Raw genomic sequence first — 26,406 nt, 5'->3', positions numbered from 1 at the left:
AGCGACGGTGCCCCTGTCCTCTCTGGCGAAGGCGGGGGCGGTCGCCCCCTGGTTCCCGCCACCGCGCCCCTTGTGGAGGCGCGGTGTCACCGCGTCAGAGCTGCTCGGCAGCCTTGTCGGTGGGGTTGGCAACCAGCTTTTTCAGCTCGTCGCTCATCGGGAAGTTCAGGTTGAGGCCCTTGGGCGGGACCGGGTTGAGGAACCACTTGTCGTAGATGGCGTTGACTTCGCCAGACTTGAAGGTGGCCACCAGCGCCTCGTCGACCACTGCCTTGAACGCCGGGTCACCCTTGCGCACCATGCAGCCGTAGATCTCGTAGGACTGCGGGGTGCCGACCACGTGCCAGTCGGCCGGCTGCTTGGCCTTGGCCATTTCGCCGGCGAGCAGGGCGTCGTCCATCATGAAGGCCACGGCGCGGCCGGACTCCAGCATCAGGAACGACTCGCCGTGATCCTTGGCCGAGATGATGTTCATGCCCATCTGCTTCTCGGCGTTCATCGCCTTGAGCAGGCGCTCGGAGGTGGTGCCGGCGGTGGTCACCACGTTCTTGCCCTTGAGGTCGGGGAAGTCGGTGACGCCGGAGGTGGTCTTGGTCAGCAGGCGGGTGCCCACTTCGAAGATGCCGACGGAGAAGTCGACCTGCTGCTGGCGCTCGACGTTGTTGGTGGTGGAGCCGCACTCCAGGTCCACGGTGCCGTTTTGCACCAGCGGAATGCGCGTCTGCGAGGTCACCAGGTTGTAGCGCACCTTGAGGTCGGGCATGCCCAGCTTCTGCTTGAGCGCCTCGACCGCCTTCATCTGCAGGTCGTGGGAGTAGCCTTCCGGCTGTTGCGGGTCGCTGCCGAAGTAGGAGAAGGGAATCGAAGAGTCGCGGTGGCCGAGGACGATGGTGCCGCTGTCCTTGATCTTCTTCAGGGTGCCAGTCAGTTCTTCGGCCAGGGCTGGGGTGCTACAAAGGGTGGCAGCCAGGGCGATGCCGATGGCGCGGGAGAGAATGCTCTTGGTCATGCTGATGCTCGCTGTTGTTGTTGTCCGGGGCGTGCCCCGTTGGCGTATGGGATGCAGACCATCCCTGCGAGGATCTAGAGCAGGTACTGTGCCAGGCGCCTTCTTATCTTCTAACTGATTGAAATTAAAAGATTAATTATTATTTACGATAGCGCGAAGTGATCGTTGCTGTTCGGTTCTTCGAACAATCAACGGGGGCGCGTTCGGGAAACCGAATGCAGGCGCCCCTTAGGCGTGGCAGGGTGGCGGGGTTCTCGGTTTGTCGCGTGCCGGTATCCGTTGGTCATCCAAGGGGCTGCGGGCTCGGTGAAACTACCCCCAGGCATCAGCGATGTTCTTGTGTCGAGTCAGGTAATCGATTGGATGCACGTTCGCACCTTGGCTCCTACAGTTAAGCGATTCCCTCCAACCTCCCTGCGAGGTGCCGCCATGTCCGTTAGCAAGCTGCATGTGCTGGTCCTGCTGCTGGCCTTGCTGGCGGGGCGGGGCGTGCAGGCCGACGCGTTCATGGTCTACGGTACCCACGATGGCTACCCCAAGTACTACGAAGAAGCGGGCCAGGCCAAAGGCATCGTGGTCGACATCAGCAGGCTCTGCCTGGATGAAATGCAGGTGCCCTACCAGATCAAACTGATGCCCTGGGCGCGTGCCTACACCTTGGCAGAACGCGGCGGCGGCGGAGTCATCGGCTTGTCGATGAGTGAGGAGCGGCGGCTGTTGTTCGATTTCTCCGAGCCGATCTTTACCGAGCACATCGTGCTGATCGTGAAGAAGGGCCGAGAGTTCGCCTACGAGAAGATCGGCGACCTGCAGGGCAAGCTGGTCGGCGTGTCCATCGGTACCAGTTATGGCACCGCCTTTGACGAGGCCGTCGCCAACGGCAGCCTGACCATCGTTGGTTTCAACGACAGTCGCAGCGGCCTGGCCATGCTCCAGCGCGAGCGTATCGATGCCATCCTGATGGGCTCCAGCGTGGATATCGGCAAACTCGTCGAGGGCAGCCCGGCCTTGCAGGGCGATAGCTTTGTGGCCCTGCCCGTGCCGTTCAAGTCCGACAGCAAGCACATGGGCATTGCCAAGGAGCTGAAGATGGGCTGGTTTCTGCAGCAGTTCAATCAGTGCCTGAGGCGCGGGCATGACGCGGGTGCCTTTGATTCGATCATCTACGAGTACAGCAACTGATTGGCTGTTTCTGTCGCGTCACCATAAAAAGACTACCGGCATACAGTTCTGCAGAGCTGCATGAAATGAAAGGAAGCGTTAGGGTTTATCTTGAATTGTGAAAAGTGGTATCTGCGTCCGCAATAATCTGGCTGATGATGCAGGTGCTCTATTAACTACTTCGAATAAGACATGGATAGTATGGCGAAGAAGATAGTGTTGATCGGTGCGTTGGGTGCAGTCTTGGGTGTGATTGGTGCGCTATACGTTAGCCAAAGTTTTGCGATGGATAATTCGTTGCGGCCCAAACGAGGGTTGAAAGAGGCGGACTTGGTGGTTTCCTGGCCGGAAAATGCAGGGGGTCGCAATCCGGCTATTACTTTTCGTGTTCCCGGTGAGTATCTATATCGAAGCACAACCTGGGTTGAAAAGGATGGCTCAATAACCTCCTTTTCCGTCATGTTCGAACTACCTGGTCCTATCCCTCCCAAAGAGCGGCCATGGCTCAGAGGAAAGCGAGGCACGCCTGAATACGAAGAATTTATGAAAACCTGGCAGGGTAAGTTTTCTGCGGACGTCGGGCGCAATGCTGCTGGCGGTTTTGGTAAGCGAGAGATGATGAGAAAAAGGGCTTTGTCTTCCTCAAGACTTATTCGTGATGTTGATTACGCCGGGTTGGAGCGCTATTCACGGGTAGTTTGTTACGAGGATTCGTATTTGGCATTGCATGTGAAAGCAAGAGAATTTCTGGCTGGTAAAGAAGGTGATGGTAGGTCTCCTAGTAACTGTCGATTGGATCGACGCATTGTGTCTTTGATGAGTCCTCCAGAAGTCACTGCTGATGAAGAAGGTGTCGCTATAGATTGTCTTAGTACTGGCTGTAAAGCCTATTTCGAGGTGAAGGGGCGCGGTGTCTCCATGGGTATAGCGCACAGGGATATAGAGAACTGGTCTCGTATAGTCGAGCCGGCTCGTCATTTAATTGGTTCTTTCGTAGTTAGAAGCAATTATAAATAAGTAATCAGGTGTATTGGTGCGTGGTATTCAGTGCGGCATTGGTTGGACAGGAAGACTGAGTGCCGCATGTTGCGGTGATTAAATAGCCCATCACCTTGTACTGGTACAGGCTGACGGTATTAGTGCCACTCCCGCAGCCCCTAACCGCCCCCGCTGACAAACGGTCACCCCAGGGGCGCGACACCCGACGCTTTCCGGTATACTGCGCCGCCTCCAGGCCCCATGCGGTCTGGCCCGCACATAACAAGCCACGCCCGATGCGTGGCTTGTTGGTTTTTGTCGCGCCGACAGGCGCCCGAGTCAGAGGCAAAACGATGAGCGCACTGGTTGGCGTGATCATGGGCTCCAAGTCCGATTGGAGCACCCTCAGTCACACCGCAGACATGCTGGACAAGCTGGGCATTCCCTATGAAGTGCAGGTGGTTTCCGCCCACCGCACGCCGGACCTGCTGTTCCAGTACGCCGAACAGGCTGACAGCCGTGGCATCCAGGTGATCATCGCCGGTGCCGGTGGCGCGGCGCACCTGCCGGGCATGTGTGCGGCCAAGACCCACCTGCCGGTTCTCGGCGTGCCGGTGCAGTCGGCCGTGCTGTCGGGCGTCGACTCGCTGCTGTCGATCGTGCAGATGCCGGCCGGCATTCCGGTCGCCACCCTGGCCATCGGCAAGGCCGGGGCGATCAACGCCGCATTGCTGGCGGCGAGCATCCTCGGTCACCAGCACCCGCAGTTCCACGCGGCGCTGAAGCAGTTCCGTACCGAGCAGACCGAAGCCGTGCTGGAAAACCCGGATCCGCGTTCCTGATAGGGGCTCAGAAGCTATGAAGATCGGTGTCATTGGTGGCGGCCAGCTGGGCCGCATGCTGGCTCTGGCGGGCACCCCGCTGGGGATGAGTTTCGCTTTTCTCGACCCGGCGCCGGACGCCTGTTCCCAGGCCCTGGGCGAGCACCTGCGCGGCGATTACAACGACCACGAGCACCTGCGCCGCTTGGCGGATGACGTCGACCTGGTGACCTTCGAGTTCGAGAGCGTGCCGGCCGAGACCGTGGCCTTCCTCTCCCAGTTCGTGCCGGTGTACCCGAGCGCCGAAGCGCTGCGCATCGCCCGCGACCGCTGGTTCGAGAAGTCGATGTTCAAGGACCTCGGCATCCCCACCCCGGATTTCGCCGATATCCAGTCGCAAGCCGACCTCGACGCCGCCGTGGCCGCCATCGGCCTGCCGGCGGTGTTGAAGACCCGCACCCTGGGCTACGACGGTAAGGGCCAGAAGGTGCTGCGCCAGGCGCAGGACGTAGTCGGCGCCTTTGCCGAGCTGGGCAGCGTGCCGTGCCTGCTCGAAGGTTTCGTGCCGTTCACTGGCGAAGTGTCGCTGGTGGCCGTGCGCGGTCGCGACGGCGAGACGCGCTTCTACCCGCTGGTGCACAACCGTCATGACAGCGGCGTGCTGGCCCTGTCCATCGCCAGCACCGATCACCCGTTGCAGGCGCTGGCCGAGGACTATGTCGGTCGCGTGCTCAAGCAGCTGGATTATGTCGGCGTGCTGGCCTTCGAGTTCTTCGAAGTCGATGGCGGCCTCAAGGCCAACGAGATCGCCCCGCGTGTACACAACTCCGGGCACTGGACCATTGAAGGCGCCGAATGCAGCCAGTTCGAGAACCACCTGCGTGCCGTCACCGGCCTGCCGCTGGGCTCCACGGCCAAGGTCGGCGAGAGCGCCATGCTCAACTTCCTCGGCAGCGTGCCGGATGTGAGCAAGGTCGCGGCGATTGCCGATTGCCACCTGCACCACTACGGCAAGGCCTTCAAGGCCGGACGCAAGGTCGGCCACGCCACCCTGCGCAGCAAGGACATGGCCACGCTCAAGGCTCGTATTGCCGAAGTCGAAGCGCTGATCAACGCCTGAGAACCTGTTTACGATCTGCTGCGCGTCGGCCATGCGTCGTTAAAAACAGGCTCGGAATGCTCATTTACCACTTGTAAACTGCGCTTCCTCGCCTGTTTTGACCAGCCGGAGGCTGTTACTGGCGTAGCGCCTAGCCTAGCCTGGCTCTAGCTCGCGAGATCGTAAACAGGTTCTGAGGCCGGCGGGGCGGCGGAAACTTCGCCGTCCCGTCACCGGTCTACCGCTTACCTTCATACCGGGAACCCTCATGCGCCGACTACTGCTTGCCCTGCTCTTAATACCGTTGCTGGCGCATGCCGAACCACGGGAAACCGACTGGCTGGAACTGATGCCGCGCGAGGACCAGCTGGCCCTCGAAGCCATGCCGGAAATCAGCCACGAGACTCCGGAGTCGGCTGGTACTTTCGGGCAGCAAGGCGGCCTCAAGCAGCAGAAGAGTGATCTGCCGGCGGTGATGTATTCGAGCAAGACCGTGGCCCATCTGAATGGCAAGACGGTGCGCCTGGGCGGCTATCCGGTGCCCCTGGAAAGTGACGCCGAGGGCCGCAGCACGCTGTTCTTCCTGGTGCCGTACCCTGGCGCCTGCATCCATGTGCCGCCACCGCCGCCGAACCAGATCGTGCTGGTGCGCTACCCCAAGGGCATCCTGCTCGAAGACATCTATGCCCCGCTGTGGGTCGAGGGGCCGCTGCAGATTGAGACGGTCAGCAATGACCTGGCCGATGCGGCCTATGCCCTTAAGGCCAGTTCGGTGCGGGTGGTGGAAGAGGCTGATCTGTGACGCCGCTCGGCGTCACGTCACGCTAGAGCGGTACAACCCGCGTCGAGCTGCGCGGGTTTCACCCACCCTAAAGGGGTTCGCTGCTCAGGCTCAGGCACAGACTGTGGCTGGCGCCTGGCGCCAGCGTCACGCAGTCGTCCCAGATATTCGCGGTTTCGATGCACAGCATGCGCTGCCAGGCGTCTTCGGCGAACTGCGAGAGGCGTTTGGCCTTGTCGATCCACGGATTCCACAGCACGGCCGAGCGTGAGCCCCGGGCATCCAGAAGGATGCGCCGTTGCCAGCCCGGATCGACGATGCTCAGCCGCGTCGGCGTGTCCAGGTAGATGCGATCGGTCTCGCCGGTAAAGCCCAGCGCGCCCTGTTGCTGGCGCTCCTGCCAGTCTTCCAGGGTTTCGATATAGCGGCAGCCGTCCAGGCCGTGCACGCGGACATCGCGGATATCGCTGACGGCGAAGTAGGTGTGCAGCGCTTGGCTCAGCACCAGTGGCTGAGTGCCCAGGTTACGGCTGCGCAGTTCCAGGTGCAGCTGCTGATCCAGGCGTATATCCAGTTGCAGTTCGGCCGCATGCGGCCAGTCCGGCAGTGGATGCTTGCGGCTGTCGAAGGCGAATTGCAGGGTTACGGCGCCGTCGTGCTGGTCGATGCCCAGCAGCTGCCAGTCGAGGCCGCGCACATTGCCATGGGCTGGCGCGCTGGCCGGGTTGCTGTGCATGGCCTGCACCGCCGCTGGATTGCGCGTCAGGCCGCCGAACCAGGGCCAGCACACCGGTGCGCCGCCACGTACCGACTGGCCACGCTGGTAGCGGGCCTGCTCGCTGAGCCAGATGATCGGCGCTTGTGTGCCTTGCTGGTAATGCAGGATCTGCGCGCCCTGCTGGGCGACCAGCAGGGTGCCGTCGCCGACCTGCACACGCCAGCACACCAGTTCATCCAGTTCGATCCGTTCGACGCTAGGGGGAAGAGCGCTCATCTGGGCATCCGCACGCTAAAAACAGAGATGTACCGCAGACCCCGGTGAAAGGCCAGTGCCGGAGCGCCGGGTCCACTCCAGGGGAGTCGGCCCGGTGCTTAGATCTCGACCTGTGTGCCCAGCTCGATCACCCGGTTGGTCGGTAGCTGGAAGTAGCGCAGGTTGCTGTTGGCATTCTTCAACAGGAAGGCGAACAGCGACTCGCGCCAGGCCATCATGCCGATGCGCTTGGTCGGGATGATGGTTTCGCGGCTGAGGAAGTAGGTGGTGCTCAACGGGGTGAAGTCGATGAAGTCGTGGGGGTTCTTTTCCAGTGCTGCCGGCACGTTGGGCTCGTCCATGTAGCCGAAATGCAGGACCACCCGATAGAAACCCTCACCGAAGCTATCGACTTCAAAACGCTTGGCCAGCGGTACATGCGGATGGTCGGCGATGGCCACTGTGAGCATGACGATCTGCTGGTGCAGCACCTGGTTGTGCAGCAGGTTGTGCAGCAGCGCATGCGGTACCGCATCGGCGCGGGCGCAGAGGAATACGGCGGTGCCGCGCACCCGGTGCGGCGGCTGGATGGCGATGCTGGAGACGAACACCGGCAGCGGCATGGCGGTTTCGTCGAGGCGATCGACCAGCAGCTCGCGGCCGCGCTTCCAGGTGGTCATGAGCATGAACAGGGCGATCCCGGCGATAACCGGGAATGCGCCGCCCTGGAGAATCTTGGGAATGTTGGCGGCGAAGAACAGTGTGTCGACCACCAGGAAGCACAGCAGCAGGGGGATCGCCAGCCAGCGCGGGCTTTTCCAGAGCAGCAGGGCGACGGCGGCGATCAGCAGGGTGTCGATCAGCATGGTGCCGGTCACGGCCACGCCGTAGGCGGCGGCCAGGGCGCCGGAGCTTTCGAAGCCGATCACCAGCAGGATCACCCCGACCATCAGCGCCCAGTTGACCACGCCGATGTAGATCTGCCCCTCGGCATCGCTGGAGGTGTGCTGGATGTGCATGCGCGGCACGAAGCCGAGCTGGATGGCCTGACGGGTCAGGGAGAAGGCGCCGGAGATCACCGCCTGCGAGGCGATGATGGTGGACAGGGTGGCCAGGCCGATCAGCGGGATCAGTGCCCAGCCCGGGGCCAGCAGGTAGAAGGGGTTGCGCGCAGCCTGCGGGTTGTCCAGCAGCAGGGCGCCTTGGCCGAAGTAGTTCAGCACCAGGCCGGGCAGCACCAGGGCGAACCAGGCGCGGGCAATCGGCTTGCGGCCGAAGTGGCCCATGTCCGCATACAGCGCTTCGGCCCCGGTCAGCGCCAGCACCACGGCGGCGAGGATGGTGATGCCGATGCCAGGGTGGCTGACAAAGAAGTTGATTGCCCACCAGGGGTTGAGCGCTTGCAGCACTTCCGGGTGGCGGACGATGCCGTAGATGCCGAGCACGCCGAGGGTGGTGAACCACAGGCCCATAACCGGGCCGAACAGTACGCCGATGCGTGCGGTGCCGTGCTTCTGGATCAGGAACAGGCCGATCAGCAGGGCCACGGTGATGGGTACCACCCAGTGGCCGATGCCCGGCAGGGCGACGTCCAGGCCTTCCACCGCGGAGAGCACCGAGATGGCCGGGGTGATCATGCTGTCGCCGTAGAACAGCGCGGTGCCAGCCAGGCCGGCCAGTACCAGCAGCCGCGACAGCCGCGGATAGGCCTGAGTGGCGCGGCGGGCGAGGGCGGTCAGGGCCATCACACCACCTTCGCCTTCGTTGTCGGCACGCAGGATGACCAGCACGTACTTCAGCGTCACCACCCACATCAGCGACCAGAAGATCAGCGAGAGGATGCCGTAGACCCCGGCCGGGTCGACGTTGACCCCATGGTGGCCGGCGAAGACTTCCTTGAGGGTGTAAAGCGGGCTGGTGCCGATATCGCCATAGACCACGCCGAGCGCGGCGACGGTCAGGCTCAGTTTGCTGGTGCTGGATTGGCTCATGGCCGGGCCTTGGTAGTCAGAGGCGGCGCATGCTGCGCCAGTTGCTGAGTCTAGGCAAGGTTATGGGCGGCGACACCACAGCGCGGGCTGTGGGGCATTTCGTCGCGGTCGTAAGCCGCCGGATCGGGTGCGCCTGGAGGGCAGACGCACCCGCGGGGCTTAACCGCGGCGTGGCGGTACCGGGCGAGTGCGGCCGCTGCCGTCGATGGCGACGAAGACGAACACCGCCTCGGTGACTTTGCGCCACTCGCTGGACAGCGGGTCGTCGCTCCACACCTCGACCAGCATCTGGATCGAGCTGCGGCCGATTTCCAGGGCCTGGGTATAGAAGGACAGCTGCGCCCCGACCGCCACCGGCACCAGGAAGGCCATGCGGTCGATGGCCACGGTGGCCACTCGGCCGCCGGCGACCTTGCTGGCCATGGCGGTGCCGGCCAGGTCCATCTGCGACACCAGCCAGCCGCCGAAGATATCGCCGAAACCGTTGGTTTCGCGCGGTAGCGCGGTCAGCTGCAGGGCCAGATCGCCTTGCGGTATGGGATCTTCCTGTTCGAGCTCGATCATGGTGGTGGGGCCCCGGTGCCGATTTTCTTATGTTTGGAGTGGTGTGGGAGGTTCTGCCAAGACTTTGCCGACGGCCAAGGCTTGGCACAATCCCCCGTGGCCCAGCGGGCCGCGCGCGCAGTATATCGGGCGGCGCGTCAGGCGACGACCGCCCGGTTCTGCATTTGTGGGCTGGCACGGCTGCCGGCCTGCGATGCAATTTGCTATCGTGCGGCGGCTGCCATCAGCGCCAGCCATCCCTACTCTTATAAAAGAAGCTGTCGACCATGTCTTCCGTGCCCCCCAGCGCTGCGCCCGCGGCGCGCCCGTTGAACCGTAGCGATTACAAGACCCTGTCGCTGTCCGCCCTCGGCGGCGCGCTGGAGTTCTACGACTTCATCATCTTCGTGTTCTTCACGGCGGTGCTCAGCAAGCTGTTCTTCCCCGCCGACATGCCTGAGTGGCTGCGCCAGCTGCAGACCTTCGGCATTTTCGCTGCCGGCTACCTGGCGCGGCCGCTGGGCGGCATCGTCCTGGCGCACTTCGGCGATCTGCTCGGGCGCAAGCGCATGTTCACCCTGAGCATCTTCCTGATGGCCGTGCCGACCCTGCTCATGGGGCTGCTGCCGACCTATGCGCAGATCGGCATCTGGGCGCCGCTGGCGCTGCTGGTGCTGCGTGTGGTGCAGGGCGCGGCGATTGGCGGCGAGGTGCCGGGGGCTTGGGTGTTCGTCGCCGAACATGTGCCGCCGCGGCATATCGGCTTCGCCTGCAGCACCCTAACCGCCGGGCTGACCGTGGGCATTTTGCTCGGTTCGCTGACCGCCAGCCTGATCAACCGGGTGTTCACGCCAGAGGAACTCACGGCCTATGCCTGGCGCATTCCGTTTCTGGTCGGTGGCCTGTTCGGGCTGATTGCCATGTACCTGCGTCGCTGGCTGCACGAGACCCCGGTGTTCGCCGAAATGCAGCTGCGCCAGACCCTGGCCGCCGAGCTGCCGCTGAAGACCGTGGTGCGTGAGCATCGCCCGGCGGTGATCCTGTGCATGCTGCTGACCTGGGTGCTGTCGGCCGGCATAGTCGTGGTGATCCTGATGACCCCGACCCTGCTGCAGACCCTGCATGGCTTCAAGCCGGCCGAGGCGCTGCAGGCCAACAGCCTGGCCATCGTCTGCCTGAGCATCGGCTGCATCCTGGCCGGTTGGCTAGCGGATCGCCTCGGCGCCGGGCGTGTGTTCGTCGGCGGTGGCCTGTTGCTGCTGCTCAGCTCCTGGACCTTCTACAACAGCCTGGCCAGCCACCCCGAGCTACTGCTGCCGCTGTATGCCCTGGCTGGCCTGTGCGTGGGCATGATCGGCGCGATTCCGCTGGTGATGGTTCGCGCTTTCCCGGCGCTGGTGCGTTTCTCCGGGCTGTCGTTCTCCTACAACCTGGCCTACGCCATCTTCGGCGGGCTGACGCCGATCTTGGTCAGCCTGCTGCTCAAGTGGAGCCCGCTGGGCCCGGCCTACTATGTTGGCGCCCTGTGCCTGCTGTTCATCCTGATCGGTGGCTGGCTTTGGCAGCGCCAGCCACAGGCGGTTGCCGGCTGAAGTTTTAGCCTGGGTAGGGCGTGCCAGTGATCGAAAAGGCCTGCTTGCAGGCCTTTTTAGTTTTTTCCGCGCTTTAATCTAATTGTCACAATCCATTCATAGAGTGTTCATGCGGCCTGCAGATACTTGGCCCCGTTCAAACCAACACTAGTTTTCCAGGAGCAAGGCATGAAACTGAAGCGTTTGATGGCGGCCATGACTTTCGTCGCCGCTGGCGTAACCACTGCCACTGCGGTTGCCGCTGTTGATCCGGCTCTGCCGAGCTACACCAAGACTTCCGGCGTATCGGGCAACCTGTCCAGCGTCGGTTCCGACTCCCTGGCCAACCTGATGACCCTGTGGGCCGAAGAGTTCAAAAAGGAATACCCGAACGTCAACATCCAGATCCAGGCCGCCGGTTCCTCCACCGCGCCGCCCGCTCTGACTGAAGGCACCGCCAGCATGGGCCCGATGAGCCGTGCAATGAAGGATGTCGAGATCCAGGCGTTCGAAGAGAAATACGGTTATAAGCCGACTGCCGTACCGGTGGCCATCGATGCCCTGGCGGTGTTCGTGCACAAGGACAACCCGATCAAGTCCCTGGACATGGCTCAGGTTGACGCGATCTTCTCCAGCACCCGTCTGTGTGGCGGCGCTACCGATATCAAAACCTGGGGCGACCTGGGCATGACTGGCGAGTGGGCGGCCAAGCCGATTCAGCTGTTCGGCCGTAACTCGGTATCCGGCACCTACGGTTACTTCAAGGAAGAAGCCCTGTGCAAAGGCGACTTCAAGGCTAACGTCAACGAGCAGCCGGGTTCGGCTTCCGTGGTGCAGTCGATCTCCAGCACCATCAACGCCATCGGTTACTCGGGCATCGGCTACAAGACTTCCAGCGTGAAGACCGTGCCGCTGTCGAAGAAAGGCGGCGAAGCCTTTGATGCCAACGAAGCCAACGCCCTGGCTGGCAAGTTCCCCCTGGCGCGCTTCTTCTACGTGTACGTGAACAAGGCGCCGAACAAGCCGCTGAGCCCGCTGGACGCCGAGTTCGTCAAGCTGGTGCTGTCCAAGCAGGGCCAGGAAGTTGTCGTGAAAGACGGCTACATCCCGCTGCCGCTCAAAGTGGTCGAGAAGACCATGAAGGAACTGGGTCTGTAAGGATCGCCTGACTGGCAAGGACGCCTCAGTAAGTCGCATGCCCGCCTTCGTTTACGACAGGCGGGCTTTGCTTTGTCAAAGCGCTGTAACTTTTCTGTCATACAGTGCGGTTAGAGTTGGCCGCGCAGATAGCGACAGAACTCATTATGGCGCGCTCATGGCTGCGCAGAGACGCTCTTACCTATGAATGACTTGGCTAGTGAAACCATGACCGCCACCTCCAAATCCCTTGGCCTGGACTTCAACACCCCGGCCCTGCAGCGCAAGCGGCGCATCCGCGCGCTGAAAGATCGTCTCGCACGCTGGGCGGTTTCCGTCGGCGGCATGGCGGTACTCGGTGCCATCACCCTGATCTTCTTCTACCTGGCCTACGTAGTGCTGCCGATGTTCCAGGGCGCCAGCCTGGACAGCCGCCAGCCGGTGCAGGCCGCCTGGCTCAAGGAAGCCGCTGCGCCACTGCTAATGACCCTGGAAGAGCAGAACCAGATGGCCATGCGCCTGGATCGCAGCGGTCAGGTGCAGTTCTTCGACGCGAAGAAGATGCAGCCGCTGAACAGCGTACAGCTGCCGATTCCGGCCGATGTGCAGATCGCTTCGGTGGGTCAGGATCAGCCAGGCAGCAACCGCGTTGCCCTGGGCCTGTCCAACGGCCAGGTCCTGGTGTTCCAGCATGTCTACAAGCTCAGCTACCCGAATGATGTGCAAACCATCACGCCGAGCATCGAATACCCCTTCGGCGAAGCGCCGATCGGACTCGATCCGCAGGGTCGTGCCCTGGATCACGTCGGCATTAGCCTGAACAGCGGCACCCTGATGCTCACGGGCTCCACCAGCAGCGAGCTGCATGTGCTGAGCCTGGGCCGCGAAGAGAACATGATGACCGGCGAGGTGACCCTCAGCGAAGAGCGCATCGCCCTGCCGCAGATCGCCGAGCCGATCAAGGCGCTGATCATCGATCCGCGTCACCTGTGGCTGTATGTGGTCAACGGCCGCGCCACCGCGGATGTCTTCGACATGCGCAGCAAGACCCTGAATGGCCGCTACAAGCTGCTGGAAGACGGCAAGCTGGAAGTCAGCAACGCCACTTCGCTGCTCGGTGGCATCTCCCTGATGATCGGTGACAGCGGCGGTGGTATCGCCCAATGGTTCATGGTGCGCCAGGACGATGGCAAGGCGGTGCTGAAGTCGATCCGCAGCTTCCAGCTGAGCGACAGCCCGATCATCCAGATTCTCCCGGAAGAGCGCCGCAAGGGTTTCTTCGCCCTGGATGCCAAAGGCAACCTGGGTATCTTCCACAGCACCGCACACCGCACCCTGCTGGTTGAGCCGGTCGCCGAGGGCCAGGCGCTGATCGCCCTGTCGCCGCGCGCCAACCGCGTGCTGGTGGAGAGCGAGGGCCAGCTGCAACGCCTGGTCATCGATAACCCGCACCCGGAGATTTCCTGGAGCTCGCTGTGGGGCAAGGTCTGGTACGAGAACTACGATGACCCCGGCTACGTCTGGCAGTCCACCTCCGCCAGCACGGACAACGAACCCAAGCTGAGCCTCGCGCCGCTGACGTTCGGCACGCTGAAGGCGGCGTTCTACGCCATGCTCCTGGCCGCCCCGCTGGCCATCGCCGCCGCGATCTATACCGCTTACTTCATGGCCCCGGCCATGCGCCGCAAGGTCAAGCCGGTGATCGAGCTGATGGAGGCGCTGCCGACGGTAATCCTCGGCTTCTTCGCCGGCCTGTTCCTCGCGCCATATGTGGAAGGCCACCTGCCGGGCATCTTCAGTCTGCTGCTGCTCACGCCGATCGGTATTCTGCTGGCGGCCTATGCCTGGAGCCGCCTGCCGGAGCGCATCCGCCTGGTGATTCCGGATGGCTGGGAAGCTGCGCTGCTGATCCCGGTAATCCTGCTGGTCGGTGCCGGTTCGCTGGGCATGAGCGGCCACCTGGAGAACTGGTTCTTCGGCGGCGACATGCGCCTGTGGATCAGCAATGACCTAGGTATCGCCTTCGACCAGCGCAACGCCCTGGTGGTTGGCCTGGCCATGGGCTTTGCGGTAATCCCGAACATCTACTCGATCGCCGAAGACGCCATTTTCAGCGTGCCGAAGAGCCTGACCTTTGGCTCTCTGGCCCTGGGTGCCACGCCGTGGCAGACCCTGACTCGCGTGGTGATCCTCACTGCCAGCCCAGGCATCTTCTCGGCGTTGATGATCGGTATGGGCCGCGCCGTTGGCGAGACCATGATCGTGCTGATGGCTACCGGCAACACCGCAATCATGGACATGAACATCTTTGAAGGCCTGCGTACCCTGGCCGCCAACGTGGCGGTGGAAATGCCCGAGTCGGAAGTCGGCGGTACCCACTACCGCGTGCTGTTCCTCTCGGCGCTGGTGCTGCTCAGCTTCACCTTTGTCATGAATACCGTAGCGGAGCTGGTGCGCCAGCGTCTGCGCGTCAAGTACGCCTCGCTCTAAGGCTTGGGAAGGTATATGTCCGTGAAACAGAACAACCTGAAATCCTGGTTCAAGAGCGGTACGCCGTGGATCTGGATGAATGCCGGCGCGGTGTCGATCGCGGTGATCATGACCCTGGGCCTGCTGTTGCTTATCGCCGTGCGTGGTCTCGGTCACTTCTGGCCGGCGGATATCGTCGAAGCCGATTACCAGATTCCGGGGCAGGAAGCCCGGGTGATGGCGGGTGAGATCACCCAGGTCGAAGAAGTGCCGCGCGCGCGCCTGGCCGCTTCCGGTTTGCCGGTGACCGCCGAGGGTGGCGAGTTCATGACCCGCGAACTGTTCAAGGTGGGTAACCGCGACCTCTATGGTGCGGACTTCACCTGGGTGGTTGGCGAATGGCTGAGTAACCCGCGCACCCCGGAAAACCTCACCGCCTTCGAGCGTCGCGAGTGGGGCAACTTCTATGGCTACCTGGTCAACGTCAAGGAAAACGGCCAGTTGGTGGCCGAGGGCGACGCCAGCTGGCCGGCACTGCAGGAGCGCATCGAGCGCGTCGAGCAGCTGCACAAGCAACTGGTGCGTCTGGAGAAGAAGGACATCGGCCGAATCAACGCCGGCCTGGAGCGCGTGCGTCTGCAAACCCGCAAGCTGGAGCTGCAAGGCAAGCTGGACGCGGTCGCCCAGGCTGAGCTGGATGCCGAGCGGGCGCAGTGGGATGCCGAGTACAAGGTGCTGGAAACCGAGCTGATCGCGCTGAATCAGGCGTTCAACCGTGACAGCGTGACCGTGCGCAGTGTCGACGGGCGCGAAGTGATCCTGAGCCTGGGCAAGGTGGTGCGTGCCTTCCAGCCCAACGCCATGGGTACCGGCGAGAAGATCGCCTTCTACTTCGCCAAGCTGTGGGAGTTCGTCAGCGACGACCCGCGTGAGGCCAACACCGAAGGCGGCATCTTCCCGGCGATCTTCGGTACCGTGATGATGACCCTGATCATGGCGGTGATCGTCACCCCGTTCGGCGTAGTCGCGGCCATCTATCTGCGTGAGTATGCCAAGCAGGGCCCGCTGACCCGAGTGATCCGCATTGCGGTGAACAACCTGGCTGGCGTCCCGGCGATCGTCTACGGTGTGTTCGGCCTGGGCTTCTTCGTCTACGTGCTGGGCGGCTCGCTCGACAGCCTGTTCTTCCCGGAAGCGGCACCGGCACCGACCTTCGGTACGCCGGGCCTGCTGTGGGCCTCGCTGACCCTGGCGATCCTCGCCGTGCCGGTGGTGATTGTCGCCACCGAAGAAGGTCTGGCGCGGATTCCGCGGGCCGTACGCGAAGGCTCCCTGGCCCTCGGTGCGACCAAGGTGGAAACCCTCTGGCGTGTGGTACTGCCGATGGCCAGCCCGGCGATGATGACCGGCCTGATCCTCGCCGTTGCCCGCGCCGCCGGTGAAGTGGCACCGTTGATGCTGGTGGGGGTGGTCAAGCTGGCCCCGAGCCTGCCGGTAGACGGCAACTACCCGTACCTGCACCTCGATCAGAAGATCATGCACCTGGGCTTCCACATCTACGACGTCGGCTTCCAGAGCCCCAACGTCGAGGCCGCGCGGCCACTGGTGTACGCCACTGCGCTGTTGCTGGTGCTGGTGATCGCGACGCTCAACCTTTCTGCCGTGTACCTGCGCAATCACCTGCGTGAGAAGTACAAGGCGCTGGATCATTAATCAATTGCGCCGCCCAGGTTCGCGCCGGGCGGCAGAATGAATTTGTTAGCGTAGGGAGCATCCCATGCAGCACGAAGCACACAGTCACGGTATCGACATCTCGGCCCTGGGTCGCGACAAGCAAAGCCTCAACCTGGCGGCGGAAACCGTCGCCATCGATGTTCCAGGCCTGAACCTGTACTACGGCGACAAGCAGGCCTTGTTCGACGTCAAGTTGACCATCCCCAAGCAGCGGGTCACTGCCTTCATCGGCCCGTCCGGTTGCGGCAAGTCGACCCTGCTGCGTACCTTCAACCGGATGAACGACCTGGTTGACGGCTGCCGCGTGGATGGCGAAATCAACATCGACGGCAAGAATATCTACCGCAAGGGCGAAGACGTTGCCGAGCTGCGTCGCCGCGTTGGCATGGTGTTCCAGAAGCCCAACCCGTTCCCCAAGAGCATCTACGAGAACGTGGTGTACGGCCTGCGCATCCAGGGCATCAACCAGAAGCGTGTGCTCGACGAAGCCGTGGAGTGGGCGCTGAAAAGCGCGGCGCTGTGGGATGAGGTGAAGGACCGTCTGCACGACTCGGCCCTCGGCCTGTCCGGCGGCCAGCAGCAGCGCCTGGTGATCGCCCGTACCGTGGCGGTGCAGCCGGAAGTGCTGCTGCTCGACGAACCCTGCTCGGCACTGGATCCGATCTCCACCCTCAAGGTGGAAGAGCTGATCTACGAGCTGAAGAGCAAGTACACCATCGTCATCGTCACCCACAACATGCAGCAGGCCGCGCGCGTTTCCGACTACACGGCGTTCATGTACATGGGCAAACTGATCGAATTCGGCGACACCGATACCCTGTTCACCAACCCGGCCAAAAAACAGACCGAAGATTACATCACCGGTCGCTACGGCTAGTCCGCCGGCTATGGCAAATCGCGCTGCGCTTCGTCGGCGGCGCTTGCCGTACTAGCTGTACTGTCTGCGCGCCGCCTCCTCGCTCAGCACGATTTTCCAAAGGCCGGCACGTTTCGCTAAGACCTTCACTCAGTTTCGCAAGGGCTCGACCATGATCAACAAAGACAGCCTCACCCATCACATCTCCCAGCAGTTCAACGCCGAGCTGGAGGAAGTGCGCAGCCACCTCCTGGCGATGGGCGGCCTGGTCGAGAAGCAGGTCAACGACGCAGTCACCGCGCTGATCGACGCCGACTCGGGCCTGGCCCAGCAGGTGCGCGAGATCGATGACCAGATCAACCAGATGGAGCGCAACATCGACGAGGAATGCCTGCGCATTCTCGCCCGCCGCCAGCCGGCCGCTTCCGACCTGCGCCTGATCATCAGCATCTCCAAGTCGGTGATCGACCTGGAGCGCATCGGCGACGAGTCGTCGAAGATCGCCAAGCGCGCCATCCTGCTGTGCGAGGAAGGCGAAGCGCCGCGTGGCTACGTCGAAGTGCGGCATATCGGTGACCAGGTGCGGCGCATGGTGCAGGAGGCGCTGGACGCCTTCGCCCGCTTCGACGCAGACCTGGCCCTGTCGGTGGCGCAGTACGACAAGACCATCGACCGCGAGTACAAGACCGCCCTGCGCGAACTGGTCACCTACATGATGGAAGACCCGCGCTCGATCACCCGCGTACTCAACGTGATCTGGGTGCTGCGCTCGCTGGAACGCATCGGCGACCACGCGCGCAACATCGCCGAACTGGTGATCTACCTGGTGCGCGGTACCGACGTACGGCACATGGGTCTGGCACGCATGCAGGAAGAAGTGCAGGGCAAACCGGCCGAATAAGTGGCCGGACAGGGCCCGGCGGTCACTCGGGAAATCCCTGAGTGATCGCGGTTGGCCTTGGGCCATCATCCGCAGCTATGCTTGTGAGCATTGTCGCAGGAGTGGCCGATGAGCAAAGTCAGTGTGCTGGTGGTGGACGACGCAACCTTTATCCGTGACCTGGTGAAGAAGGGGCTGCGCGACCATTTCCCCGGTATCCAGATCGAGGAAGCGATCAACGGACGCAAGGCCCAGCAGATGCTGAGCCGGCAACCGGTCGACCTGATCCTCTGTGACTGGGAAATGCCCGAGCTCTCGGGCCTCGAGCTGCTTACCTGGTGCCGCGAGCAGGACAGCCTGAAGATCGTGCCCTTCATCATGGTCACCAGCCGGGGTGACAAGGAAAACGTCGTGCAGGCGATCCAGGCCGGCGTCTCCGATTTCATCGGCAAACCGTTTTCCAACGAACAACTGATCACCAAGGTGAAGAAGGCCCTGCACCGCGCCGGCAAGCTGCAGGCGCTGATGTCCAGTGCACCGCCGAAGATGCTCAGCACAGGCAGCTTCGCCAATGACTCGCTGGCCGCCCTGACCGGTGGCAACGCCGCAGTGGTCAAACCGGCGGCCAAGGCTGCTGCGCCGGTTGCCGCCGCCGGCTTCGCCAAACCCGCCGCTGCTGCCAAACCGGCTGCCAGCGCACCAGGCGGCCGTGGCCAGGGCCAGCTGCGTCTGCCCGGCGGTAACATGGACTGCGTGATCAAGGCCCTGAGCCTCAAGGAAGCGCTGCTGGTGGTTCGGCGTGGCGAGGTTCTGCCGCAGGTGCTGGAAAGTGCGGTGCTCGACCTGGAGCAGGGCGAGGCCGCCGAAACGGCGCGTCTCAACGGCTACCTGCACGCGGTGGCGGCGCTGGAGCCGAAACCGGACAGCGAATGGCTGCAGGTCACCTTCAAGTTCGTCGACCGCGACCCGCAGAAGCTCGACTACCTGTCGCGCCTGATCGCCCGCGGCTCCGCGCAGAAGCACTTCAGCCCCGGCGCGTAGCCCGGATGTAATCCGGGAGAGTTGGCGTGGCCTGGCCCCGGATTGCATCCGGGCTACAGGTCGCCGCGACCGGCGGCGGTGAGCCCGGTCACAGCACGACCCTTCGCGGCTCGCACGTGCTGGCCGGCGCTGCTAGTCTTGCTAACCCCGGATAGCCAAAAACCACTCGATCCGTGACAGTCATGCTAGGGCGTTCATTTCTCTTCTGCGCAGCGTTGCTGGCGGCTACCCCGGCCAGCGCACTGACCATCTACAAGTACGTCGATGCCAACGGCGTGGTTACCTATAGCGACAAGGCCGTGGCCGGCGCCCAGGTGTTCGTGTTCCGCGATCGCATGATCGAGCGCCTGGACAACCTGGTGAAGCTGGAAACCAAGAAGCATGACGCCGGCGAAACCCTGCTGATCCGCAATGACCTCTACGCTCCGGTCGAGATCGAGCTGAGCCTGAACAAGGTGGTCAATGCCAGCGGTGCGCCGGAGCAGCCGATCCGCTGGGTGCTGCCGCCACGCAGCAAGATCCGCCTGGCCACCCTGGCGCCCCTCGATGCTGCCAAACCGATGAGCTACAAGCCGCGCCTGCGCTATGCCATGGGTGATCCACGGCTGCAGCCCCAGCTCTACCGCTACCCGCTGCCCTGGCGTGGCGGGCCGTTCAAGCTGACCCAGGGCGCCAACGGCAAGTACAGCCACTTCACTCCGCGCGGGCGCTACGCCCTGGACATCGCCATGCCGCAGGGCACGCCGATCGTCGCTGCACGTGGTGGGGTGGTGGTGAAGACCGAGAACAATCAGAGTGGGCGCGGTAACAATCCGTCCGGCAACTTCGTGCGCATCCTGCATGACGACGGCACCATGGGCGTCTACCTGCACCTGCTGCGCGGCTCGGTGAGCGTGCAGGAAGGTCAGCGCGTCGAGGTCGGCAGTCGCCTGGCCAGCTCCGGCAACACCGGCAACAGCACCGGCCCGCACCTGCACTTCGTGGTGCAGCGCAATGTCGGCCTGGCCCTGGAATCGATTCCGTTCAACTTCGCCCAACCGGTCGACAGCCTGCCCAACTTTGCCGTCGGCGGCGAGTGAGCAACGCCGGGCTGCCGGCTGTCGTTTCGCAGTGAGCAGGTTCTAGGCACAGTCTTCTCGACCCCGCCATGGGGCATCCTGCGTCCGTGCATTGCCCCAGCTGTTCGCTCACTCAGCCAGCGACCCTGACAGCCGGAATTAGCCGCTGCCCGTCGCAGCGAGCGGGCAGCGGCTGTTGCCCCCTGGCCCTAATTCAGCTTGCGCAGGATGAAGTTGGTCAGGCTTTCCTCGGTGGTGGCGATCTTCAGCGCCGGCACTATGACCCCCGCCTTCAGCCCGACTGCCCGGGCCTGATCACGCAGGGTGCGGGCATGGTAGGGATGGTGATAGAGGATGCCGGTGATGGTCGGTGCCCTGACCGGCACGCCGTCGGTGGCGACCCAGATTTCCGGGTCGGCGGCGTCCATCATATTGAGGAAGTCCACTTCCTGGCGGTAGGCCACGGTGCTGGAGCGGTACAGATCGGCACTGCTGCGCACGCCGTAGAAGTTTGGCGCGCTACTGCCCATATCCTCCACTGACCAGTTGTACTCGGCGAACACCCGCTCCCAACCGACGACGTCCAGGGTGGACTGAGTCTGGCTTGCCGCTGCGCCGCGAACGCGGGTGGACTGCTGCTCCACCGGGTCGGCACTGCTGAGGTTGGCCATGTCGTCGTGGAAGGCCAGCCACAGCGCGATGCTGGCACCGGCGGAGCTGCCGAGCAGTACCACGCGCTGCGGATCGATGTTGTAGCGCGTGTCCTGCTTCAGGTACTGCAGGGCACGCTGGGCGCCGCGCAGGGACTTGATCAGGCCCACCGTCTCGCCGCTCTTGCTGATTAGCGGGTAGTTGATGCTGGCGAACGCGGCGCCTTTGGCCAGCAGAGCCTTGATCAGCTTCTGGTTGCTACTGCTGTAGGCGTCTTCCTTGGCGCCGGAGGAGAAACCGCCGCCGTGAATGAAGATTGCCAGCGGCGTGCGCGTCTTGCTGTTGTAGGCGCTCTTGGGCAGGAAGATGTCGAAGCGGTGACGGGCATCTGCACCGTAGGCTGCGTTCTTCACGAAGTAGGCGTTGTCGCCGTCCAAGGTGAAGGGCGGGGTGCTGGTTGGCAGGGTGCTGCTGGACGAGCTCGATACGCTGGGCGCTTCGGCGGGCGGCGGGCTGTCTGCAGTGTCCCGGTTCAGGCGTTCTTCCAGAAGCTCGCGCAGGCGCTGGGAGGTGTCGGATGCGGCATGGGACGAAGGCGTGGCGAGGGTTGCGCTGAGCAGGGTGATCAGTGCGACACCGGCGGCGCGGCGAAGGGGGGGCGAAGCGTGTAGGGCAGTGTGGGTCATGACGGTCTCGGTACTCTGAGAACCGCTCGATCGAGGTACATCTCTTCCACGAGTTGCTACGGCATCCAGGCTGATACATCGAAGCGGCTGGGCTGAGGGAGCGTCCGGCGAGGCCGGACGGGGCGCAGTGTGGGTGTATCGGCGGGCGAAGAAAAGGACGCAATTCGCAGATTGTTAGCGTCAAAATTCAGCTGTTTCGCGGCTTTTAGCCCCGAAAGTGCCACTACTGGCGCATTGCCGGCAGAGCGCAGCGACTGCCGCTTCGACTTATGCCAAATGGTTATGGGTGTTTTGGCGGCATAAATTTGACGAGATCGGAATTCCACCTCCGTTCTGCCTGCTTCTTGTACAGGTAGCTAACGGACAGGCGGTAGTCAATGCAAGGCCATACCGCTGCCCGGCGGCATGCTCAATGGCTCGAGCTGCCGCCGTTTGACCTCGCGCCGTGGCGGCGCTCAGTCCAGTTTCAGCACTTTGGCGAGGACGATCTTCGGTCCCTTCATCTTCTTGACGATGATGCGCAGGCCCTCGGTTTCCAGCACCTCTTCCTCTTCCGGCACGCGGTTGAGGCTCTCGTAGACCAACCCGGCCAGGGTCTCGGCCTCGATGTGGTCGAGGTCGATGCCGAGCAGGCGCTCGATCTTGAACAGTGGGGTGTCGCCGCGCACCAGCAGCTTGCCCGGCTGGTAGGCAAGGATGCCGCGCTCGGCCTTGTGGTGTTCATCCTGGATATCGCCGACCAGGGCTTCCAGCACGTCTTCCATGGTCAGGAAGCCGATCACCTTGCCATCGGCCTCCTCGACCAAGGCGAAGTGCGCGCCGCCCTGGCGGAATTGCTCCAGCAGGCTGGACAGCGGCATGTGCTTGGTCACCCGCTCCAGCGGGTGCAGCAGTTCGCTGAGCTTGAACTTGGACGGCAGCATTTCCAGCAACGACAACTGCAGCAGCAGGTCCTTGATGTGCAGCAGGCCGATGAAGTGGCCGGCTTCCTCGTCGTATACCGGGAAGCGGCTGTATTTGTGACGGCGGAACAGGCTGAACACTTCATCCAGCTTGGCGTCGCTGTTGAGGAAGACCAGATCCTCACGCGAGTTGGCCCAGTCGACCACTTCCAGTTCGCCCATTTCCACGGCCGAAGCCAGCACGCGCATATCCTGGTCGCTGGGGTCGCTGGCGCGGCTGGAGTGGAGGATCAGCTTGAGTTCGTCGCGGCTGTAGTGGTGCTCGTGGTGCGGCCCCGGCTCGCCCTGGCCGGCGAAGCGCAGGATGGCGTTGGCGCTGGCGTTGAGCAGGAAGATCGCCGGGTACATGGCCCAGTAGAACAGGTACAGCGGCACGGCTGTCCACAGCGACAGCAGTTCCGGCTTGCGGATCGCCCAGGACTTCGGGGCCAGCTCGCCGACCACGATGTGCAGGTAGGAGATGATGAAGAAGGCAATGAAGAAGGCGATGCCGTGCAGCAGCTTCGGCGAGTCGATACCGACGTAGGCCAGCAGCGGTTCGAGCAGGTGGGCGAAGGCCGGTTCGCCGACCCAGCCGAGGCCCAGCGAGGCCAGGGTGATACCCAGCTGGCAGGCCGACAGGTAAGCGTCGAGCTGGTTGTGTACGGTGCGCAGGATATGTCCGCGCCAGCCGTTCTGCTCGGCCAGGGCTTCGACCTTGGTCGAGCGCAGCTTGACCATGGCGAACTCGGCGGCGACGAAGAAGCCGTTGAGCAGAACGAGAAACAGGGCAAACAGGACAAGGCCGAAATCGGCGAAATAGCTGGTGGCGGTATAACTAGAAGAAGGGTCCATGGGGGCTTTGGTTGGCGAATGACCGCTAAAGGGTGGGGGCTGCCGCCGCCGATTGCAAGTCGGCGGGGCATGTCAGCTGCGGCGAATGACCTGCTGCGCCGGGAAGTGACAGGTGAAGGTGCTGCCTTTGCCGGGCGTGCTGGCAATGTCCAGGCGCGCGCGATGGCGCAGCAGCACGTGCTTGACGATGGCCAGGCCGATGCCGGTGCCGCCGGTGTTGCTGGCCCGGCTGGAGTCGACCCGGTAGAAACGCTCGGTCAGGCGGGGCAGGTGTTTGGCCTCGATGCCGGGGCCGTTGTCGGCCACGCTGAAGTGCCCGCCCTGTTCATCGCCCCACCAGCGAATACGGATCTCGCCTTCGGCCGGGGTGTATTTCACCGCGTTGAATACCAGGTTGGAGAAGGCGCTGCGCAGCTCCGTCTCGCTGCCCTTGAGCTTGAGGTGGGCGTCGGCTTCCAGGCTGATCCGGTGATGTTTGGCTGCGGAGAGCGCCTGGGCGTCGTTCTTGATGCTCAGCAGTAGCAGGTCGATGGCTATCGGCTGGTTGTCCGAGGGGTAGTCGGTGGCCTCCAGCTTGGCCAGCAACAGCAGATCGTTCAGCAGGTTCTGCATGCGTGCGCCTTGCTGCTGCATCTGCTGCAGGGCGCGCAGCCAGCGCGGATTGACCTCCTCGACGTTGTCCAGCAGGGTTTCCAGGTAGCCGGCGATCACTGTCAGCGGGGTGCGCAGCTCATGGGAGACGTTGGCGACGAAGTCCTTGCGCATCTGTTCCAGCTGATACAGGCGGGTGACATCGCGTACCAGCATCAGGTGTTCGTGGTTGCCGTACTGGGTGATTTGCAGCTGCAGGCGCAGGTGATCGTTGATCGGCGAGGGCAGCTCCAGGGCTTCCTGGTAATTGCCTTGCTCGAAGTATTCCTTGAAGCGCGGGTGGCGCAGCAGGTTGCTGATCGACTGGCCGCTATCCTGCGGTGTCTTCAGGCCGAGCAGGGTTTCCGCGGCACGGTTCCACCACTCCAGGTTGCCGTCGCGGTCGAGCATGATCACTGCATCACGCAGGGCGGCAGTGGACTCCTGCACGCGGTCGATCACCGCTTGCAGACGGCCGCGCACGCGCTGGTCGCGGCGTTGCAGGTGATAGATGTTGTCGAATACCTCGCCCCACAGGCCATAGCCTTCGGGCGGTGCCTCGTCCGGTTGGCGATGGCGCAGCCAGTGGTGCAGACGCAGCAGCTGCTTGACGTGCCAGGCCAGGTAGGCGCCGAGGCCGAGCACCAGGGCCCAGGCATACTCGCCGCTGATCAGCCCGAGCAGGGCACAGCAGACCACTAGCAACAACAGGTGGCGCACTACGGCACCACGCCAGTTCTGGTTCACCTATCGCATCCTTTCCGTTACTGCAGCACAGCCGGTTTCAGCTCTTGGTGGAGAAACGATAACCCGTGCCGCGTACCGTTTGAACGAGATTTTCGTAGACCTCGCCCAGGGCCTTGCGCAGGCGGCGGATGTGCACATCGACGGTGCGCTCTTCCACATACACGTTGCCGCCCCAGACCTGGTCGAGCAACTGGCCGCGGGTGTAGGCGCGCTCCTGGTGGGTCATGAAGAACTGCAGCAGGCGGTATTCGGTGGGGCCCATCTCGGCCGGCTTGCCGTCGATGGTGACGCGGTGGCTGATCGGGTCGAGCAGCAGGCCGCCGACTTCGATCGGCGACTCGCCGTCATTCGGCGCGGCGCGGCGCAGCACGGCCTTGAGCCGGGCTACCAGCTCGCGCGGCGAGAAGGGCTTGGTGATGTAGTCGTCGGCACCGACTTCCAGACCCTGGATCTTGTTGTCCTCTTCGCCCTTGGCGGTGAGCATGATGATCGGGATGTCGTCGGTCAGCTCGTCGCGCTTGAGTCGGCGCGCCAGCTCGATGCCGCTGGTGCCGGGCAGCATCCAGTCGAGCAGGATCAGGTCGGGCTTGCGGTCGACGATCAGGGCGTGAGCCTGCTGGGTGTTTTCCGCTTCCATGCAGTCGTAGCCAGCCATTTCCAGCGCCACTGCGATCATCTCGCGGATCGGCGCTTCGTCGTCAACGATCAGGATGTTCTTGCCAACCATGGGGTCCTGCCTCGGTTCATCTGTCTTGCGCCGCATTAGATAACGGAATTATTGCAGCGATGTGACAGCCAGGAGTCCCAGGCTAGCGCAATGCGTAATCCAGCACGATGCCCAGCAGGATAGCCAGTCCGGCCCAGTGGTTGTGCAGGAAGGCGGCGAAGCAGGCCTGCGGCTCACGCTTGCGGGTGTTCCAGAACTCCCAGGCGAAGCAGGCGGCAGCGCCGAACAGGCCGAACACGAACCAGATGCCCAGGCTGAAGCGCGCCCCGGCCATGGCCAGGCACAGCAGGGCCAGACCCTGCAGGGTGAGGATGATCACCCGGTCGGCCTCGCCGAACAGAATGGCGGTGGATTTGACGCCGATCTTCAGGTCGTCGTCGCGGTCGGTCATCGCGTAGTAGGTGTCGTAGGCCACCGTCCACAGCAGGTTGGCCAGGTACAGCAGCCAGGCATGGGCAGGCGGCAGCTCGCCGGTGACCGCACTGAAGGCCATCGGCATGCCCCAGGAGAAGGCCGCGCCGAGCACCACCTGCGGGTAGAAGGTGTAGCGCTTCATGAACGGGTAGCAGGCGGCCAGGGCCAGGCCACCGAACGAGAGAAGGATGGTGGTCAGGTTGGTGAACAGCACCAGGATGAAGCTCAAGGCCACCAGAACGGCAAACAGGCTCAGCGCTTCGCGCACGCTGATCTTGCCGCTGGCCAGCGGGCGCGCCTGGGTGCGGGCGACGTGGCCATCGAAGTGGCGGTCGGCATAGTCATTGATCACGCAGCCGGCGGCTCGCATCAGCAGCACGCCGACCACGAAAATGAACAGCAGCTTGAAGTCCGGAACCCCTTTGCTCGCCACCCACAGGGCCCAGAGGGTCGGCCACAGTAGCAGGTAGATGCCGATCGGCTTGTCCAGGCGCATCAGCTGGATGAAGTCCCAGACGCGTGGGTGCAGGCGGTTCAGCGATTGCAGCAGGGTGGTGTACATCGACGGCTCTCCGGGCGAAGTGGGCCGATTATACGGGTGGCCGGCCATCAGGAGCGTGCACTGCTCGCGAACCGGATGCGGCGCAAGAGTT

General features: G+C 63.2%; 22 protein-coding genes. 13 read left to right on the top strand and 9 right to left on the bottom strand.

Features of this window, described 5'->3' with window-relative positions; genetic code table 11:
* Positions 1 to 94: 94 nt before the first annotated feature.
* Positions 95 to 1,009 carry a glutamate/aspartate ABC transporter substrate-binding protein gene (locus H3H45_RS04360; protein ID WP_220494122.1) on the bottom strand — a complete coding sequence of 305 codons (915 nt, stop codon included), beginning with the start codon at positions 1,007 to 1,009 and terminating at the stop codon, positions 95 to 97.
* A 429-nt stretch (positions 1,010 to 1,438) separates the two neighbouring features.
* Here H3H45_RS04360 and H3H45_RS04355 point away from each other — a divergent pair, with 429 nt between their 5' ends.
* The 5 genes from H3H45_RS04355 to H3H45_RS04335 all read left to right on the top strand — a co-directional run bounded on the left by H3H45_RS04355 (position 1,439) and on the right by H3H45_RS04335 (position 5,870).
* Entirely contained in the window at positions 1,439 to 2,191 is a 753-nt protein-coding gene (locus H3H45_RS04355) for a substrate-binding periplasmic protein (protein WP_182832498.1), read from the top strand.
* A gap of 171 nt (positions 2,192 to 2,362) precedes the next feature.
* A complete protein-coding gene (locus H3H45_RS04350; protein WP_182832497.1) occupies positions 2,363 to 3,187 on the top strand; it encodes a hypothetical protein in 825 nt (274 codons plus the stop codon).
* A gap of 314 nt (positions 3,188 to 3,501) precedes the next feature.
* On the top strand, positions 3,502 to 3,990 hold the full coding sequence (gene purE / locus H3H45_RS04345; RefSeq protein WP_182832496.1) for a 5-(carboxyamino)imidazole ribonucleotide mutase: 489 nt from the start codon (positions 3,502 to 3,504) through the stop codon (positions 3,988 to 3,990).
* Positions 3,991 to 4,006: 16 nt separating this feature from the next.
* Positions 4,007 to 5,089 (top strand): 5-(carboxyamino)imidazole ribonucleotide synthase, encoded by a 1,083-nt coding sequence (locus H3H45_RS04340; RefSeq protein ID WP_182832495.1) that lies wholly within the window; start codon positions 4,007 to 4,009, stop codon positions 5,087 to 5,089.
* 247 nt (positions 5,090 to 5,336) lie between these two features.
* Positions 5,337 to 5,870, top strand: a complete 534-nt coding sequence (locus H3H45_RS04335; protein ID WP_182832494.1) for a DUF3299 domain-containing protein — start codon at positions 5,337 to 5,339, stop codon at positions 5,868 to 5,870.
* A 67-nt stretch (positions 5,871 to 5,937) separates the two neighbouring features.
* Here the strand turns inward: H3H45_RS04335 and H3H45_RS04330 are convergent, their stop codons facing one another.
* The 3 genes from H3H45_RS04330 to H3H45_RS04320 all read right to left on the bottom strand — a co-directional run bounded on the left by H3H45_RS04330 (position 5,938) and on the right by H3H45_RS04320 (position 9,377).
* Positions 5,938 to 6,843, bottom strand: coding sequence for a D-hexose-6-phosphate mutarotase (locus tag H3H45_RS04330; protein ID WP_182832493.1), 906 nt, complete (start codon positions 6,841 to 6,843; stop codon positions 5,938 to 5,940).
* Between the two features lie 98 nt (positions 6,844 to 6,941).
* Positions 6,942 to 8,813: a potassium transporter Kup gene (locus tag H3H45_RS04325; RefSeq protein WP_182832492.1), complete on the bottom strand. Its 1,872-nt coding sequence runs from the start codon at positions 8,811 to 8,813 to the stop codon at positions 6,942 to 6,944.
* 159 nt (positions 8,814 to 8,972) lie between these two features.
* Complete coding sequence (locus H3H45_RS04320; protein WP_160077719.1) at positions 8,973 to 9,377, bottom strand: acyl-CoA thioesterase; 405 nt, start codon at positions 9,375 to 9,377, stop codon at positions 8,973 to 8,975.
* A gap of 266 nt (positions 9,378 to 9,643) precedes the next feature.
* Between H3H45_RS04320 and H3H45_RS04315 the strand changes: the two genes are divergently transcribed.
* The 8 genes from H3H45_RS04315 (at position 9,644) to H3H45_RS04280 (ending at position 20,123) form a co-directional block, all read left to right on the top strand.
* A complete protein-coding gene (locus H3H45_RS04315; RefSeq protein WP_182832491.1) occupies positions 9,644 to 10,948 on the top strand; it encodes an MFS transporter in 1,305 nt (434 codons plus the stop codon).
* 168 nt (positions 10,949 to 11,116) lie between these two features.
* Positions 11,117 to 12,085, top strand: a complete 969-nt coding sequence (locus H3H45_RS04310) for a PstS family phosphate ABC transporter substrate-binding protein (RefSeq protein WP_182832490.1) — start codon at positions 11,117 to 11,119, stop codon at positions 12,083 to 12,085.
* Positions 12,086 to 12,268: 183 nt separating this feature from the next.
* Positions 12,269 to 14,554 (top strand): ABC transporter permease subunit, encoded by a 2,286-nt coding sequence (locus H3H45_RS04305; protein WP_182832489.1) that lies wholly within the window; start codon positions 12,269 to 12,271, stop codon positions 14,552 to 14,554.
* A 21-nt stretch (positions 14,555 to 14,575) separates the two neighbouring features.
* Positions 14,576 to 16,246: a phosphate ABC transporter permease PstA gene (gene pstA / locus H3H45_RS04300; protein WP_407926681.1), complete on the top strand. Its 1,671-nt coding sequence runs from the start codon at positions 14,576 to 14,578 to the stop codon at positions 16,244 to 16,246.
* Positions 16,247 to 16,310: 64 nt separating this feature from the next.
* Complete coding sequence (gene pstB, locus H3H45_RS04295; RefSeq protein ID WP_182832487.1) at positions 16,311 to 17,144, top strand: phosphate ABC transporter ATP-binding protein PstB; 834 nt, start codon at positions 16,311 to 16,313, stop codon at positions 17,142 to 17,144.
* A 151-nt stretch (positions 17,145 to 17,295) separates the two neighbouring features.
* The gene (gene phoU / locus H3H45_RS04290) at positions 17,296 to 18,024 is read left to right on the top strand and encodes a phosphate signaling complex protein PhoU (protein ID WP_182832486.1); all 729 of its coding nucleotides are present in this window, start codon (positions 17,296 to 17,298) and stop codon (positions 18,022 to 18,024) included.
* 108 nt (positions 18,025 to 18,132) lie between these two features.
* Entirely contained in the window at positions 18,133 to 19,044 is a 912-nt protein-coding gene (locus H3H45_RS04285; protein ID WP_182832485.1) for a response regulator, read from the top strand.
* 182 nt (positions 19,045 to 19,226) lie between these two features.
* Entirely contained in the window at positions 19,227 to 20,123 is an 897-nt protein-coding gene (locus tag H3H45_RS04280) for a peptidoglycan DD-metalloendopeptidase family protein (protein ID WP_182832484.1), read from the top strand.
* Between the two features lie 188 nt (positions 20,124 to 20,311).
* Here the strand turns inward: H3H45_RS04280 and H3H45_RS04275 are convergent, their stop codons facing one another.
* The 5 genes from H3H45_RS04275 to ubiA all read right to left on the bottom strand — a co-directional run bounded on the left by H3H45_RS04275 (position 20,312) and on the right by ubiA (position 26,315).
* The gene (locus H3H45_RS04275; protein WP_182832483.1) at positions 20,312 to 21,439 is read right to left on the bottom strand and encodes an alpha/beta hydrolase; all 1,128 of its coding nucleotides are present in this window, start codon (positions 21,437 to 21,439) and stop codon (positions 20,312 to 20,314) included.
* Between the two features lie 455 nt (positions 21,440 to 21,894).
* Positions 21,895 to 23,235 (bottom strand): hemolysin family protein, encoded by a 1,341-nt coding sequence (locus H3H45_RS04270; protein WP_182832482.1) that lies wholly within the window; start codon positions 23,233 to 23,235, stop codon positions 21,895 to 21,897.
* A gap of 72 nt (positions 23,236 to 23,307) precedes the next feature.
* Positions 23,308 to 24,612, bottom strand: a complete 1,305-nt coding sequence (gene phoR, locus H3H45_RS04265) for a phosphate regulon sensor histidine kinase PhoR (protein ID WP_182832481.1) — start codon at positions 24,610 to 24,612, stop codon at positions 23,308 to 23,310.
* Between the two features lie 37 nt (positions 24,613 to 24,649).
* Complete coding sequence (gene phoB, locus H3H45_RS04260) at positions 24,650 to 25,339, bottom strand: phosphate regulon transcriptional regulator PhoB (RefSeq protein WP_182832480.1); 690 nt, start codon at positions 25,337 to 25,339, stop codon at positions 24,650 to 24,652.
* An 82-nt stretch (positions 25,340 to 25,421) separates the two neighbouring features.
* Positions 25,422 to 26,315: a 4-hydroxybenzoate octaprenyltransferase gene (ubiA, locus tag H3H45_RS04255; protein WP_182832479.1), complete on the bottom strand. Its 894-nt coding sequence runs from the start codon at positions 26,313 to 26,315 to the stop codon at positions 25,422 to 25,424.
* Positions 26,316 to 26,406 lie beyond the last annotated feature (91 nt).

The organism is Aquipseudomonas guryensis (genome assembly GCF_014164785.1).
In the GTDB taxonomy this organism is placed as follows: domain Bacteria; phylum Pseudomonadota; class Gammaproteobacteria; order Pseudomonadales; family Pseudomonadaceae; genus Aquipseudomonas; species Aquipseudomonas guryensis.
This window is presented reverse-complemented; position numbering and strand designations above follow the sequence as displayed.